This is a genomic window from uncultured Sphingobacterium sp., from assembly GCF_964277905.1.
In the GTDB taxonomy this organism is placed as follows: Bacteria; Bacteroidota; Bacteroidia; order Sphingobacteriales; family Sphingobacteriaceae; genus Sphingobacterium; species Sphingobacterium siyangense.
The window spans coordinates 192,228-208,574 of sequence record NZ_CAXYKD010000005.1 but is presented as its reverse complement, the minus strand read 5'-3'; the positions used below and the strand labels follow the sequence as shown (position 1 = coordinate 208,574).

Here is a 16,347-nt window from a genome sequence, read left to right as displayed (position 1 = left end):
AAACCCTTGATGAAAAAGCATAAAAAAGAAGGTGTCTAAAAAGTAAAAACAAACCCTCTGAGAATTGAATATTTGAAAAGTACCTGTATAGGGATTCGGTAAAAATTCAAGAAAAAAGGGGCTATCCAAACCTTTTTGGACAGCCCCATCTTTACAGTCATATTTTAACGATCTATTTCACCTTGAAACACTTACCGTCTTAGCGAAATAGCACCAGAGCAATCAATAAGGTAATAATAACATTAAAAGTCTGCGCAATCAGAAAAGCATATAGCGGTTTCTTATTATCTTGAGCAAAAAGATCCTTAAAGTTCGTTTCCAAACCAATGGATGTAAATGCCAAGGTAAACCAGAGGCCCTGTAAATTTTTCAAACTTCCTTTGACGGCATCAATCTTCTCGGGAGATATCACGAATGAAAAGAGCAGCGATGCAAATACAAATCCCAACACAAACTTCGGAAAACGTTCCCATATAATTTTTAGCGTAGGCTTATCCCGCTTGGTTTCATCATCAACCGATTTCGCATAAGTCCAATAAATACTGATTGCAAAAGCAGCCAGTCCCAACAATACGTTTTGGGAAAATTTCACAATGGTACTGATCTTCAACGCTTCTTCTCCTACCAGGGAACCTGAAGCCACGACAGCACCAGTTGTATCAATACTCCCGCCGAGCCAAGCACCGGTAACTTCTTGCGACAAGCCCATCCACTCCGCCATATAAGGCATGAAAATCATCATTGGAATCGCTGTAATAAGAACCAGTGAAATGACATAGGAAAGCTTTTTGCTATCACCTTTAATTGCTCCCGAAGTTGCTATCGCTGCGGAAACACCACAAATAGATACTGCACTCGACAGCATTAGGGACATCTCCTTGTCAATCTTTAATTTTTTACAGATCCAGAACGCAAAGTACCAAACAGACAATACGACAGCCAGTGCTTGAATAAGCCCCAAGGATCCCGCTTTCAGGATATCCCCGAAGATCACGGTAGTCCCGAGCAGAATTAGGCCTATCTTGACATACAGCTCGGTACTGAGCGCCTCTTTAAACCAATTAGGCAGTTTAAAGCAATTGCTGATGACTAAACCGATAATCAAACTAAAAATTACAGCTTCGAGATTGTATTCTTTAACTGTTGCATTCCCTGCCAGCACCAATGCAAATACGGTAAGGATAAATACAACAGGAAATACAACGAATAAATGTTTTACAGATTTCCCCAAAAGAAAGGCGCCCAATATCGCGGTAACGAATACAAAAATAAACTGCTCAAAAAGCTTCATTAAATTTGTCGGGTCGAAAACCGTTGCGACGAGTTCGGCGGAATTACTCCACGAAAAACTAGGTACTGGCGCAACAATTCCTGAGAGTGCGAGAAATATGGTAGCGATCCCCAAAATGACGACTACCCAGTCTTCTGTAAATGTAAATGATCTTGAAGATGTCATATAATGGTTAGGGTTTAAAAGGTTAAATTTAGCATAATTACAGTGACTTTCTAGGATTGTAACACAAAAATGGCCGAAGATTTCTCTCCGGCCATTAACCAAAACCAATAATCTATTATCAATCAAAAACAATATTTATTCTCATCTATCAATTTCTTAGCGATTCGCTGACGTGCATCTTTCACATTAAATGGCTGTGCTTTTGTGAATCTGCGCAAACCAACCAACATCATATTCAGTTCATCACCTTCACCAAAAGAATATAATGCTTCTTTACCGGCAGCGCTGATTTTATCAATAGCACCATACAGATAGATCTTAGCCATATCTTTTGCATAGTCTGCTTTATCAGATCCTGTATGCAGCAATTTTTCTGCACGTAACAAGACTGATTCGGTGATATAAACATACCCGATAATATCTGCAATATTCATGAGGATTTCCTCTTCTTTGGAAAGAGACATCATCAATTTTTGCACTGCTGCTCCCGCAATCAATAACCCAGCTTTTTTAAGGTTTGCCACAATTTTCTTTTCTGCAGCGAAAGGCGCATCGTCCTCTTCACCAAAATCTGGAATAGCGAGAAGCTCTCCAGCTACAGCTTGGGCAGGTCCCATCAGATCCAATTCACCTTTCATGGCCCGTTTTAACAGCATGTCAACGACAAGCAATCGATTCACTTCATTCGTACCTTCAAAGATCCTGTTGATCCGTGAATCCCGATAAGCGCGTTCCATTGGCGCATCTGCTGAGTAACCCATTCCACCATAAATCTGTACCCCTTCGTCAACCACATAATCCAACATCTCCGAGCACCATACTTTGATGATAGCGCACTCAATTGCAAACTGCTCCACAGACTTCAATTTTGCTTTTGCTTCATCCATACCGCCAGCAATCAATGCATCGTAAGCATCATCAATATTTTGACCGGCACGATACGATGCCGACTCCACAGCAAACAAACGTGTTGCCATCTCAGCCAGCTTATACCGAATGGCGCCAAATTTAGAAATCGGCAGATTAAACTGCACACGTTCATTGGCATACTGCACCGCATGGTTGATCACCATACGTGCCGAACCGATCGTGGCAGCGCCCAGTTTTATACGACCAATATTCAGGATATTTACAGCGATCTTAAATCCATTTTCACGATCAGAAAGCATATTCTCTACAGGAACGGCGCAATCATTGAAAAAGATCTGACGTGTTGAAGATCCCTTAATACCCAATTTATGTTCTTCGGGATTCATCGTGATGCCACCAAAATCTTTCTCGACAATAAATGCCGTCAGGTTTTTATCATCATCGATTTTTGCAAATACGATGAAGATATCTGCAAAACCACCGTTTGTAATCCACATTTTTTGTCCGTTGATCAAATAATGTGTCCCTTCGGCATTTAATTTAGCAGAAGTACGACCCGAATTTGCGTCGGATCCAGCATTGGGTTCTGTCAAACAATACGACGCCTTCCATTCACCAGTAGCAAGCTTTGGAACATATTTTGCCTTTTGGGCATCATTACCATAATACAAAATAGGCAGCGTACCGATTCCCGTATGAGCAGACAATGCCACAGCAAAAGAAAACCCGCCACCTACCGCATCGGCAACAAGCATAGAAGTGTTGAAATTCTTGCCGAAACCACCATATTCTTCGGGAATAGAAACACCCAACATCCCCAGTTCACCGGCCTTATCCATCAAACTAGGCATAAGTCCTTCTTCTTGTGCATCGATACGGTCCAGCTTGTTCAATACTTCCGTATCCAAGAAATCCAAGCAGGTCTGACGAATCATTTTGGCTTCTTCATCAAATTCTTCCGGAATAAAAACGGCTGTATAGGGAGTCTCTCTAATCACGAACTCTCCGCCTTTAATTGCTTTATTTTCGCTCATTGTCTTTTTAGATTTATATGGACCAGGAAATCACTGCTTAGTGAAGCTACTGTCCACAATGTTTTTAAATACTTCTATGCGTTATGAGATCAGAGATCCATATTTCGTCTATATTGCTATTCTTAGCGGCTAATTTTAGTCCAATAACTCAAAAATACCAGCAGCTCCTTGACCAGTTCCGACACACATCGTCACCATGCCATATTTTTTGCCTCTGCGTTTCAACTCGTTTAAGACTTGGACCGTCAATTTAGCTCCTGTACATCCAAGTGGATGCCCTAAAGCGATGGCACCGCCATTGACATTTACTTTCTCTTCGTCTAATCCAAGTTCACGAATTACGGCTAGCGATTGAGAGGCGAAAGCTTCATTCAGCTCAAAGAGGTCAATATCTTCCTTTTTAAGACCGGCTTTTGCCAAAGCCTTGGGTATGGCATAGATAGGTCCGATACCCATAATGCGAGGTGGAACACCTGCTACAGCAAAACTAACGAGCTTTGCTATAGGTTTTACACCAAGCTCTTTCACTTTTGCTTCAGACATCACCAAGACAAATGCAGCCCCATCAGAAGTTTGTGAGGAATTCCCTGCTGTCACGGAACCATTCGCTGCAAAAACTGGTTTTAATTTCCCTAAAGCCTCCAGGGAAGTATCGGCTCGAGGACCTTCATCCGTATCAACAACATATTCACGTGTTGCAATCTTGCCGTCTTTCAAGTAATTTTCCTTTACCGTGATAGGCACAATGCCATCTTTCAAATGACCATTTTGAATAGCTGCAACTGCCTTTTGATTTGATTTAAGTGCAAAAGCATCCTGATCTTCACGTGAGACATTGTAATCTTTGGCTACAGCTTCGGCAGTCAATCCCATACCCCAATACCAATCGGGATGCTCTTTTGCCACGACAGGATTAGGCACAATTTTCCAACCTCCAAAGGGCATTCCGGACATCACCTCTACCCCACCGGCGATAATAACATCTGCCATGCCAGTCTTGATCTTTGCTACGGCTGTTGCAATAGTCTCCAAACCTGAAGCGCAGTACCGATTAACGGTTACTCCCGGGACCTTATCCGTATCCAATCCCATCAGTGAAATGAAACGAGCCATATTGAGTCCCTGCTCCGCTTCCGGCATAGCATTCCCAACGATGACATCGTCTATATCTTCTTTATTTAAATTTGGCACAGTGGATACAAGATGTTTAATAACATCCGTGGCTAAATCATCCGCCCGCATGAAGCGAAATACTCCCCGCGGCGCTTTGCCTACTGCTGTACGAAATCCTGCTACTATGTATGCTTCCATTATTTTTAATTTTTTCGTGAGTAGTGATTTTTAGTTCCGTAAAGGCTTACCCTTGGTCAGCATAAATTGAATCCTTTCAAGCGTTTTGCGTTCGGCACAAAGCTCGAGGAAAGTTTTACGTTCAAGATCCAGTAGATACTGTTCAGATACTTCGGTCGGTGACGATAAATTTCCACCACACATCACCCAGCCTAGTTTTTCCGAGATCTTTCGATCATAATCAGAGATATAATTACCTTCACGCATCGACGAAGCCCCCACATACACGATCCCTAATCCTTGGTTTCCTAAAACCTTGATATCATTGCGTGGAGCAGGCTGAACATAACCCTCATCAGCCAATTCCAGTGCCTTTGCTTTGGCATCTGCCAAAAGGCGGGCACGGTTCATTGTAATTGCAAATTTATCTTTCTGCAAATAGCCGAGTTCATAGGCTTCATAAGCAGAAGTCGAAACTTTCGCCTGCCCAATGGTCAGGAATTTATCTTTCAAGGTGTTCTGAACAATCTGATCCTCCTTAAATTCCTCCGAGGCACGTAGTGTGAATTCTTTGGTTCCACCGCCACCGGGAATAACACCAACGCCAAGTTCAACCAAGCCCATATAGGTTTCGGCGTGAGCCTGCACAAAATCAGCATGCATGGAGAATTCACAGCCCCCACCGAGGGTCATTTGAAATGGCGCAACGACTACAGGTATTGACGAATAGCGTAAGCGCATGGATGTATTTTGAAAGGCACGGACTGCCATATTCAATTCATCAAAATCCTGTTCTACGGCCATCATGAAAATCATTCCAATGTTGGCGCCAGCAGAAAAGTTCTTCCCATCATTGGACACCACTAAACCGCGATATTCCTTTTCAGCGAGATCAATAGCTTTATTCAAGCCCTGGATAACATCTCCGCCGATGGTATTCATCTTGGTATGAAATTCACAGTTAATGATACCATCGCCAAGATCAATAATAGAAACCCCCGTATTTTTCCAGATTGTTTTACTTTCCCGAATATGATCCAATACGATCAGATCTTCCGTTCCGGGAATAGCTTTATAAGATTTGGTCGCAATATCATAATAGTGACGTACACCATTTTCAATTTTATAGAATGATTCACATCCCACTTCCAACATCTCGTGTACCCAGGAAGCAACCTCCCCATCCTGACCTGGAAGTCGTTTTTCTTCGGCCTTAACTTTAGCTAAGGTCTCTCGGACACCTAGCGCATCCCATACTTCAAATGGTCCTAACTCCCAACCAAATCCAGCACGCATGGCATCATCAATGCGGAAGAAGTCATCTGTAATTTCGGGAACACGGCGGGATACATATTCAAACAATGGATAATGCATGGCACGGAAAAGTTCCGCCGCTTTATCGCTCCCTTGTTCATATACTTTCATCCGCTTGCGGATATCCTCCACAGGCTTGGTGGCTTCCAAAGTAGCTGATTTCACTTTTTGTTGTGAACCAAATTCCAGTGTTTTTAGATTTAGAGACAAAATCTCCGAATTACCATCGGCAGCTTTTACTTTTTCATAAAACCCTTTCTTGGTTTTCTCACCCAACCATTTATTCTCTACCATCTTACTGATGAATGTTGGAAGTTGAAAGACACCCTTGGCTTCATCTTCAGGCGCATTCTGCGCCAGCCCATTGGCAACATTCACCAGGGTATCAAGCCCTACAACATCAGCCGTACGAAAAGTTGCCGATTTAGGATGCCCCATTGCGGGACCGGTATATTTGTCGACCTCTTCCACTGTCAACCCAAGAGGTTCCACCAAATGAGTAACCGCCAACATCGAATAAACACCGATACGATTACCAATAAATGCAGGTGTATCTTTACATAATACAACCGATTTCCCCAGCATCTTATCGCCAAAGTGAAGAATAAAGTCAACTACCTCGGGCTTCGTGTGCGGTGTGGGAATAACCTCCAATAAAGGAAGATAGCGTGGCGGATTGAAGAAGTGTGTACCGCAGAAATGATCTTTAAAATCTTCACTTCTGTCCGCTGTCATTAAATGAATAGGAATACCAGAAGTATTGGAAGTAATCAATGTTCCAGGTTTACGAAATTGCTCAACACGCTCAAAAACAGACTTTTTAACATCAAGTCGCTCAACAACAACCTCTATGATCCAGTCCACATGAGCAATGTCTTTTAGATTATCATCAAAATTACCTGTTTTGATACGTCTGACAAATGACTTGCTATAAATTGGCGAAGGGTTTGTTTTTAAAGCCGTTTCTAGAGAGCTGTTGACAATTCGGTCCCGAACGACCTTACTCTCCAGCGTGAGACCTTTGGCTTGTTCCGCGGGCAGCAGTTCACGTGGAACGATATCCAACAATAAAACTTCAACACCAATGTTAGCAAAATGACAAGCAATTCGCGAGCCCATAACACCCGAACCGAGAACCGCCACTTTTCTAATATTTCTGTTCATCATAACATATTTATTATGCACTTCTGTACATTTGGTTTAACTTCTAAACGACTACTTCTTCCTTGTAACTGGTTGCAAGCTCATTGAGTTTCGCTAAAGAAGCAATCAATTGATCACGTTCATTTTCTGAAAAATTATCCGCTAAGTATTGATTGAAATTACGCACCACATCCTTGGCAATTCTTCTTTTCTCCCGACCCAATTCAGTCAAGTATACTTTTACTGACCTCTTGTCGGTCTCACTCGTCTCACGGTATATAAATCCCAATGACTCCAAATTATTCAACACCCGAGACAAACTAGTTGTTTTAACTCCTGTCAAATTTGCAATCTGAGAAACAGGTGTACCCTCTTTATGGATGTTAATCAAAATATAACCCGCAGCCTGGGTAAAGCCGTACTGCGAAGCAATTTGATTATATTTATTGGCAATTGTCTGCCAGCCTGTTTTTAAAAAATAGTCGATTGTCTGATTTTGGTTCATAAGCGTACTCACAAGCTATTTATTATGCTTGCATAACAAATATACCAGTTAGTAATCAGAATAACAAGATCCAAAATATAAATTTTGTCATATATTCGTCAGCATGACGCTGCCCCATGTTTTTTAGCCGAAACTACCGACAACAGAAAATGTGGAAAACTTTTAAGCACTGAAATACAACCAAATAAAACAAAACACAAAACTTTTATTAACAGCCCCTGTTTAATAATCAAAATTAATTCCGTTAACTTTGTCCTGAACAAACATCAACACCGTATGGCTTTAGTAAACATACCTCGCTTGGACTTGCTACATTATACTCAAGGAACCCAAGAACAACGAAATCAATTCATCCAAGATATTGGCAAGGCTTTTAACGAAACGGGCTTTGTAACGATTGCAAATCATGGCTTATCAAAAGAGCTGATTGAAGAATTATATCAGGTAGTGCCTGAGTTTTTTGGTTTGCCGACCGAGACGAAGGAAAAATATGAATTTCCAGAACTTGCAGGTCAACGTGGCTATACAGCAAAAGGAAGAGAAAAAGCGAAAGATGCGAAGACTCCTGATTTAAAGGAATTTTGGCAACGCGGTCAAACGATCGTTGGTGAAGAATACTCCAAAGCTGATTTTCCGGACAATCCTGAAGTGGCTGAAATACCTCGCTTTAATGGTGTGACAGCTGAGGTCTATAAAAAATTAGAAGATACAGGCCGGGACTTATTAAAAGCGATTGCTACCTACCTTGATCTGGAAGAAGATTACTTTGAAAAATATGTTATCAACGGTAATTCTATTCTACGTGCAATACACTACTTCCCAATCAGCGATCCGGATGCCTTATCTCCAGATGCTGTACGTGCAGGCGCTCACGAAGATATCAACCTCATCACCTTATTGATTGGGGCTAGTGCGGATGGACTTGAAGTATTGACAAAAGACGGAGAATGGTTCCCTATCAAAGCCAAAGGTGAAGATATCGTCATCAATGTGGGTGATATGTTGCAACGGTTAACAAACAATAAGTTGAAATCCACTACGCATCGCGTAGTAAACCCGCCACGTGAAAAAATGGGTACTTCCCGTTTTTCTATTCCATTCTTTTTACATCCCAAATCCGCCATGAGTTTGGCTTCATTAGATTCCTGCATCGATGCAGAGCACCCGAAAGTCTACGAAGATTATACCGCTGGTCAATACCTGGATGAACGCTTAAGAGAAATCGGATTAAAAATGTAACACTCCGCATCATTTAAATTGGTTTAAATGAGCAGAACAGCATATAAAAAAGAAATGGCCGATCTTAGGATCGGCCATTTCTTTTTTATGGATATGAAAGCTATTTCAACTTATAACCTATACCGACATTCATAAAGATATTATGCAATCCGAAACTAATACTTTCAAATCCGGTTTTCATAATATTATTGAAACCATAATCCAACTGTGCCAACGCAAAGAATCTTTTGTCGATAGCATAATGGGCTCCCAAACTCATACCAACATCAATACTCCTAACACTCTCCGAGAAATCATAATCGGCATTATCCACAACAATTTTATTTCCAGTAGGTTCTTCATGTCTAAGATAGCCATTGTAAGCCTCGCCATAAAATTCCTTTTTTACCGCAAAAGAAATATAAGGACCTGCCTGCACATTCCAACGATTTGAAAGCTGATAAGTCGCTTGAATCGGCACAGACAGATACAGATTATGCACTTTGGTTGTAATATCACCCGTATAATAACCTCTCAGCTCCTCTTTTGCATCATTCACAGCATTGAATGTCGTCTTATATCCCTTAACACTCGCTTTTGTATCCATTCCCTTTCCTTCGAAGACGAGTCCCAAGGATACTCCCCATTTGGGATCAATATGATAGTTTGCCCTTGCTCCGACAAAAAAGGGAACATTCGGGTTATAGCTTTTAATTTTTCGGATTTCACGTGGCAGTGAAAGCGGTGCGGCTCCGCCAATCTTACCGCCAACCATCACATCAAAACCTAATTTACTTTCACCCGATGTATTTTCCTGCGCATTTGCAACAGACCCTATCAAAACCATCGCAGCCAGTGCGATTGTATATTTTATCATTTTCATTATTTCTTCGTTACAATTTTGAGATCATCCACCGTTAACTTACTACCGACAGCACCAATAAAATTATCACCATATTTACTCGAAGACATCACAATAGCAATGCTATAATCCAAATTGGCAACGTCAGCATCATTTACTTTCGCCGTGTACTTAAATGGCAATGTAAACTTGACAAAACCATTGGTCGCTGTTGCGCCACCATTTTCCAGCCTGGCTATAGCCACTATACTTGGATCTTTCAAAATATTATGTCCAGTCAAATAGGAAACTTTCTTCTTCGGATCAGGCTCCGAATCCATCAGCTGCTTCCGATTATAAAAAACCGCATAGATATCACAGGAATCTTTGGTATTGACCGGCTTCATGTTTTCGTCCGTCACCGTCGCGCCAGGACTATATTTATAGTAACCTTCCAAAACCAACGGTATCTGATTGAAAGGAAGACCAAACTGCGTTGCCGAAAGTGGATCTGTCAATACAGGTCCCGTGTCAAACGCTCCTATAAAAAGATTTCCCGCAGCAATAGGTTTCTTGAACATCGCCCCAAAAGCACCGGTCAACTTCGTTTCCAATAAAGCCGCTTTCGATCCTGAATGTGCATCCGAACTCGTTTTAGTAGGGTATGACTCGGGCTCCTTTGCACCTCCTCCCAAGCTCAATGTCAAGGAGAAACTTGGATTTCCGGAAGCCCAATTATAGAAATCCTGGCCATCAATTTTATTATAAAATATGGTGTATTTATCATCTTTATCAATCGCCGTATCTTCAAAACCATATTCTGTTGGAACAAATCCACCATCTGTTTTCACAATTTTAATCAGGTAGTTCTTTGTAAACTGATGATCTTCGGACGTAACTTTATAATATACGCCGTTTTTTAGCAATTCATCAACGATTACTTTATTCATATCCTGAGTTCCGACCGGCATATTCAAAGAATCCTTCAAAAGCTCAATCGAGGCACCAGGAGTCAGGTCAAAAGTCATATTCAACTTGGTAAGATCATGAATATTGGGCTGAAGATAAAGTGTAACTTGCGTATTTGAGATGACCGGGTTCAGCAAGAAGACATCTTCATCGGCATGAACACCGACAATATCCGCTTCCATATTTAGCGCTTCTTCCTTTATACAACTTCCCAAACTGAAAAGAAGCATAAAACAGATTACCCACGAGTAATTTCGTGTTCGTTTCATAAAAATAATATTTAGTGTAAATTTAATGATCGATGTTATTGAGCGATACATCGATTTGGCAAAGCTACCATTCCTCGCTCCAAAAACAGTCCTTTTAACACCTTTTATGCACCAAGCAACTAATTCTTTACACGTAAACCACACTTAGCGCTCACTTATTTCTTGTCTAATCTTCACGGGCAGGCTTTCGACAATAAGTTGATAGCTATGTAAAATTAACTCTTCAAGCTTTCTATCATCAAGTTCCCGATTGGCAATAACGGTATTCCAATGCTTTTTATTCATATGATACCCCGGAAGCACTGTGTGTTCGTGCCTTTCACGCAGTTCGATTGCCCACTCCGGATTACACTTCACATTAAACCGCAGCTCATCAATCTGATCCAGTCCCACCAATAAAAAAATCTTGCCACCAACCTTAAATACCAGTGTATCCGGACCAAATGGCGTCTCTTCCATAACTGGCCCAATAGACAAACAATATTCTCTCAGATCTTCAATGTTCATATTTTTTGTTTTAGTTATCCTTTAAGTTAATCTGAATGCCCTTCATAAAATGGACAATAATTCATATAAAGCTAACAAAAACAGCGGGTCGTTTTACTTAAAATCTTTTAATCTTTAGCAAAGGCGATATTAAACCTATTGGCAATAAAGCAATATGGATACAAAGAAAAACAAATGCGGAATAAACTGGACTTAGACAATGAAAAGGATAGGACAACCTCGGTCTTTATAGGAATTATCGACGGACATAAAGCGGTACTCATTCGGAGCTTCTTCGCTTGTAACCGAAGAAGCTCCGAATGAGTACCGAACAAGTACCGAGGAAGCACCGAACAAGCAGCGTTAAAAGGCAGAATATATTATACTGAAATAGGCTTACATATACCGAAGTTAAACGCCGATTGTTACAGCGAATTCTTTCACTTTTTCAAACCATGCTCAGGAACGACCAGGTCTACTCCTGAGATGATTATCCGGTTAAACTTAGAAATTGCCAGTCTGTTATAAAGATGAATTTTTTCTTATTTTTCTAGCAAGGCCTGGATTTCCTTTTGGATTTCGGTTCCTTTATCGGCATTGTACCACTTTTGAATCTCCTCTTTGATTTCGGAGAAATCTGCCCCTTGCGCTTTCATATTCAAAAACAGCTCCTGGCAGGCTTGAGGTCTTGGACCCCAGACAGCCAAATCCTGCCCCTGTTCATTACGTATCACCAGAATTGGAATAGATTTACCTCCGTTGGTTAAATAAGAATCGATCAGAAACGGAGCGCTGTCACGCAGTTGGATATCCACCGTGATATTGGGATTTTTTGAAGCCATCTTCGCCAACATTGGCACCGAATGCGCTGCATCCCCGCACCAAGGTTCAGTAATAATGATCCATTGTTGCTTTTCAGTAATTGACTCCACAAATTGTTCAAAAGTCGACGTTGGTTCAAAGCGTTTCAACCAACGGCCCATTCTTGTCCAGTTCATTTTTGTGTACTGATAATATTCATCATCTTGATAGGCAGGGTGATTCTCAGGATGATTTAAGATATCTTCGAATTGTTGTAAGTAATTTTCAAACGTCATAATACCAATTTTGTGCAAAGGTAAATTTTACTTCTAACTTTCTCAAACAACCTTCCGCCAACAATCTGTATTGAATGCAATAAAAAAAATGATGCTCAAAAAGTACATGTATAGCAAGAAAAAAATGATTTCCTCTACCTTATATACCAAAGATTTTACATTCAGAAGAGATGTTTTACATTTATTAACGATTAAGTAAATTATATTTGAAAGATACAACCCGTACATGAAAAGATTAGTTCAATTAATACTTTTACTATTTATCGTCATCAACAGTGCTTACTCCCAAATAAACATCAAGGGGAGGATTCTAGACAAGGCGGATGACAAGCCCCTGACCAATGCTTCCATTATTTTACTGAACCGCGATTCAGTCCTCCGTTATTTTAACCGAGCCAATGAAGAGGGAAAATTCCAGGTCAAAAATATCAAACCCGGGAGCTATATTATTTTGGCCACGTACCCCAAGTTTGAACTATATAGTGATACGATCCAAATTGCAGACAAAGATCTCGATCTGCATGATATCAAAATAAATTCCCAAAGAAATGTTTTGCAGGAGGTGATTGTCACCCGACGTCTTCCAATTACACTGAAAGGCGACACCATCGAATATGATGCGGCGAGTTTTGCAACAGAAAAGAATGCGAAGTTAGAAGATTTACTACGCCGTCTACCCGGTTTTACGGTTACGGGAGATGGAAGTATCACTGCTCAAGGGAAATCAGTACAGAAGGTTTTTATTGATGGGGAAGAATTTTTTGGTTATGATCCTAAAATAGCCATTCGAAATGTACGGGCAGATGCCGTTGACAAGGTGCAGCTCTATGAGAAAAAATCGGAGGAAGCTGAGTTGTCAGGCATCGATGATGGCGTAAGAATTCAGACAGTTAACGTCGTACTCAAAGAGAAAGCAAGAAAGGGTGTCTTTGGAAACATGGAAGCATTGGCTGGATCAAAAGAATTGTATGCGGGAAATCTCTTTGCGGCCAAATTTAATAAGACTGAGCGGATTGGCATCACCGCGAGTCACAACAACATGGGCAGTTCAAGCGGTCGTGAAGGCTCTCTACGCATGAACAACCAAATTACGGGCGCACCACTGAACACCAACCTTGGTGCCAATTATGAAAATCAGTTCTTCAAAAAAGCCCTAAAAGTCAATGCCAACTATGGTTACGACAACAACAGCAACAGGAACCACTCGGAGACTTATAATAAGAATGTACTGCCAGACGAGTCCATTCAGGAAAAAAACAGCAAAAACGATAATGAAAGGCATAGTCGAAGCAATGGTTTAAGGTCAAACCTTAACATGCGACTGGATTCCACGCAAACTATGGAACTTCAATCCAATGTCAATTGGGCCAACAATTCTAATCTAACTTACACAGACAGCAAAACGGGCGACGGATCAGGTAATCCGATCAGCGACTTTAGAGAGAACAATCAATCCAATTCTTCAAGCTCCAATAATAATTTCCGTTTAAATTATAGAAAACGGTTAAAAGCGGGTCGTTCTGTAAACCTAATGGTCGGGAACAACCACAAAGAGTCAAATTCAGACAGCAAAGTCTATTCGCGAACCTATTTCTACAAAACAGGAGACAGCACAATTATTGACCAAGACCGGCACGGACGGAATAGCGGAAATGACTTCAACTCGTCAATTAACTTCAACAACCGAATCAGCGATTACATTAATTTGGCGCTAGGTTATAGCTTTAATCATTCGAAGAATACGAACACACAAAACTCGACAGACAATATCACGCAAAAGTTCGATTCGCTGTATTCTCAAAATCAGATTGACAATAACACCAATCAAGGTGTTAATATTAACTTTTCTTATCGTAAAGAAAAGCTGGAAATCAATTTTTCAAACCGTACGTTCTACAAGAATCAAAAGTTAAATGATAGTTACAGGTCAATCGATCTCGCCCGGAATTTTTGGGACAACAATTTAAATGTTGATGCGAATTATCGCCTTTCAAATAGCAAAAATATACGTTTAGCTTATCAAAGTTCGAATATCATTCCATCCTTTGATCAGTTACAACCGCTGCAACCTCAGACCAACCCTTTGTTTCAACAAGTTGGTAATCCTGACCTAAAACGCGCGGTGAACAATAATATTTCGGCCAACTATAGTGCTTTCAGTTTATTGAAAGGAACCAATATCAATATCAACGGAAACTTATCTTTCGTAAATAATCCGATTGTCAACAAAACAACCATACTGGACAACTCTGCCCAGATCAGTACTTATGAAAATCTATCCGGCAAATCCAACTGGAATGGCGGTCTGAATATCAACCACATGCAACCTTTGGCCAATCGACGTATCAATTTTAACAAAAGTGCAAATGTTAGATTTAACAACAGCTATAGCTACACCAAATTTGAAGGCGGACAATCCGGCGGCGAGTTTCTGTTGAACAATGCAAAGAATACCAACTTTAGCCTAGGTTCAAGCTTAAATGAACAAGATTCAGAAGGGTTCGATTTCGACCTTTCTGCAAACGCCGGCTTTAATATCCAGCAAAACTCGATCAACACACAATACAACGCAACAAGTTTTCAAGGTGGGACCTCGGCCTATGTCAAATACTTTCTACCGAAGAAGTTTAATATCATGGCCAACATTTTCTATAGCTACACAGGACCTACGAAACTCTATAAGAAATCAATCAATCAATTTTATACCAATATCGAATTGGAGAAAAAAGTACTGAAAGATGAGAGCATGACACTCAGCGTAAAGGCCTTTGACCTTTTCAACACCTTTAACAACACACGCCGTAATGCGAGTGACACCAACTATTCTGAATCTGTTCAACAAGTATTGACGCAGTATTTTTTGGTCGGTGTAAAATGGGATTTCAACAAATATCTAGGGAAAGGAAATGATTAAAAAAATATATTTAACACTAATCATCTGCTGCTTGTATGGTTTATCCCTTCAGGCACAATACGCCTATTTTGGAAGTAGGGGTACCATCAGTTTTGACAAAGTCACCTACACAAAAGCACGCATACGGCAAATGTCCAACGACATGAACTCGAAAGGAATGGACAGGGGTATGGGAATGATGGAATATCTCGACAAGGTACCGGATTCACATACAGAAAAATTAAACTTCTACTTTGATGAGAATGCTACCGTGTTGATGCCCGAGGAAAGCCAGGATACCGAAAAACAACGTACTGAAGTAAAAATGGCTGCACCTACGATAAGTTCGGCCAATGGCAGAGGGGGCAGATCACAGGGTGCGGCCCGAAGCGGAGGAAACCAAAGGGGGCAGTTTAGAGGCGGTGCCAACAAGAATGGCAAAGTCCTCTACCAGGATCTGAAAGCTGGTACAGCAGACATCCAGCTTGACATCGACGAAAAATACATTCTTTCGGAAACATTGGACAGCATCACTTGGCGTTTCACCGAAGAGTTCCGCAATATTGCCGGTGTAAACTGCCGAAGAGTCAACGGTGCCACCAAAGACTCACTTTATCTGATTGCTTACTATTCGGAAGAAATCCCAGTATCGGCAGGACCAGCCTTGAGCCATGGCCTCCCGGGAATGATATTGGGTCTTGTCATCCCAGAAATGCACATTCAATATTGGGCTACAAATATCGCCTATACCAATAAACTTGTTCCTTCTGACTGGCGTGATAAGAAATCAAAAAAAATGAAACTTGCCGAATTTTCGGAAATCTTTGGCAGATATATGCCACGTAATCGCCAAAACGAGTCAGCAAAAAAAAGGATATTAGAGCAACTGGTGTATTGAAAATGTCAGTTTGGCAGTACCTAAAGACAAATTGATGACAAATAGTGTTTTTTTTACAAAACTT

At 40.9% G+C, this 16,347-nt stretch carries 12 protein-coding genes; 3 read left to right on the top strand and 9 right to left on the bottom strand.

Annotated features, from left to right (window positions below; translation table 11 throughout):
- Positions 1-199: 199 nt before the first annotated feature.
- The 5 genes from ACHWSC_RS04355 to ACHWSC_RS04335 form a co-directional block, all read right to left on the bottom strand.
- The gene (locus ACHWSC_RS04355; RefSeq protein WP_075995001.1) at positions 200-1,456 is read right to left on the bottom strand and encodes a YeiH family protein; all 1,257 of its coding nucleotides are present in this window, start codon (positions 1,454-1,456) and stop codon (positions 200-202) included.
- Positions 1,457-1,578: 122 nt separating this feature from the next.
- Complete coding sequence (locus tag ACHWSC_RS04350) at positions 1,579-3,360, bottom strand: acyl-CoA dehydrogenase family protein (RefSeq protein ID WP_120335063.1); 1,782 nt, start codon at positions 3,358-3,360, stop codon at positions 1,579-1,581.
- A gap of 135 nt (positions 3,361-3,495) precedes the next feature.
- Positions 3,496-4,671 carry an acetyl-CoA C-acyltransferase gene (locus ACHWSC_RS04345; RefSeq protein ID WP_070570298.1) on the bottom strand — a complete coding sequence of 392 codons (1,176 nt, stop codon included), beginning with the start codon at positions 4,669-4,671 and terminating at the stop codon, positions 3,496-3,498.
- A 30-nt stretch (positions 4,672-4,701) separates the two neighbouring features.
- On the bottom strand, positions 4,702-7,131 hold the full coding sequence (locus tag ACHWSC_RS04340; protein ID WP_394675892.1) for a 3-hydroxyacyl-CoA dehydrogenase NAD-binding domain-containing protein: 2,430 nt from the start codon (positions 7,129-7,131) through the stop codon (positions 4,702-4,704).
- A 40-nt stretch (positions 7,132-7,171) separates the two neighbouring features.
- Positions 7,172-7,612 carry a MarR family winged helix-turn-helix transcriptional regulator gene (locus ACHWSC_RS04335; protein WP_120335065.1) on the bottom strand — a complete coding sequence of 147 codons (441 nt, stop codon included), beginning with the start codon at positions 7,610-7,612 and terminating at the stop codon, positions 7,172-7,174.
- Positions 7,613-7,888: 276 nt separating this feature from the next.
- Here ACHWSC_RS04335 and ACHWSC_RS04330 point away from each other — a divergent pair, with 276 nt between their 5' ends.
- Positions 7,889-8,851: an isopenicillin N synthase family oxygenase gene (locus ACHWSC_RS04330; RefSeq protein ID WP_088163168.1), complete on the top strand. Its 963-nt coding sequence runs from the start codon at positions 7,889-7,891 to the stop codon at positions 8,849-8,851.
- A 100-nt stretch (positions 8,852-8,951) separates the two neighbouring features.
- Here the strand turns inward: ACHWSC_RS04330 and ACHWSC_RS04325 are convergent, their stop codons facing one another.
- The 4 genes from ACHWSC_RS04325 to ACHWSC_RS04310 form a co-directional block, all read right to left on the bottom strand.
- Positions 8,952-9,707 (bottom strand): porin family protein, encoded by a 756-nt coding sequence (locus ACHWSC_RS04325; RefSeq protein WP_236582732.1) that lies wholly within the window; start codon positions 9,705-9,707, stop codon positions 8,952-8,954.
- Between the two features lie 5 nt (positions 9,708-9,712).
- On the bottom strand, positions 9,713-10,909 hold the full coding sequence (locus ACHWSC_RS04320; RefSeq protein ID WP_394675891.1) for a PCMD domain-containing protein: 1,197 nt from the start codon (positions 10,907-10,909) through the stop codon (positions 9,713-9,715).
- A gap of 144 nt (positions 10,910-11,053) precedes the next feature.
- A complete protein-coding gene (locus tag ACHWSC_RS04315) occupies positions 11,054-11,416 on the bottom strand; it encodes an MmcQ/YjbR family DNA-binding protein (RefSeq protein ID WP_394675890.1) in 363 nt (120 codons plus the stop codon).
- 521 nt (positions 11,417-11,937) lie between these two features.
- The gene (locus ACHWSC_RS04310) at positions 11,938-12,492 is read right to left on the bottom strand and encodes a thioredoxin family protein (protein ID WP_182982215.1); all 555 of its coding nucleotides are present in this window, start codon (positions 12,490-12,492) and stop codon (positions 11,938-11,940) included.
- A 226-nt stretch (positions 12,493-12,718) separates the two neighbouring features.
- On the opposite strand from ACHWSC_RS04310, the gene ACHWSC_RS04305 reads away from it, so the two are divergent.
- Both ACHWSC_RS04305 and ACHWSC_RS04300 read left to right on the top strand, forming a co-directional pair.
- Positions 12,719-15,406: a TonB-dependent receptor gene (locus ACHWSC_RS04305; protein WP_394675889.1), complete on the top strand. Its 2,688-nt coding sequence runs from the start codon at positions 12,719-12,721 to the stop codon at positions 15,404-15,406.
- Positions 15,399-16,283, top strand: coding sequence for a GLPGLI family protein (locus tag ACHWSC_RS04300; RefSeq protein WP_394675888.1), 885 nt, complete (start codon positions 15,399-15,401; stop codon positions 16,281-16,283). Before ACHWSC_RS04305 ends, ACHWSC_RS04300 begins: the two co-directional genes overlap by 8 nt.
- The last annotated feature ends 64 nt before the right edge of the window (positions 16,284-16,347 follow it).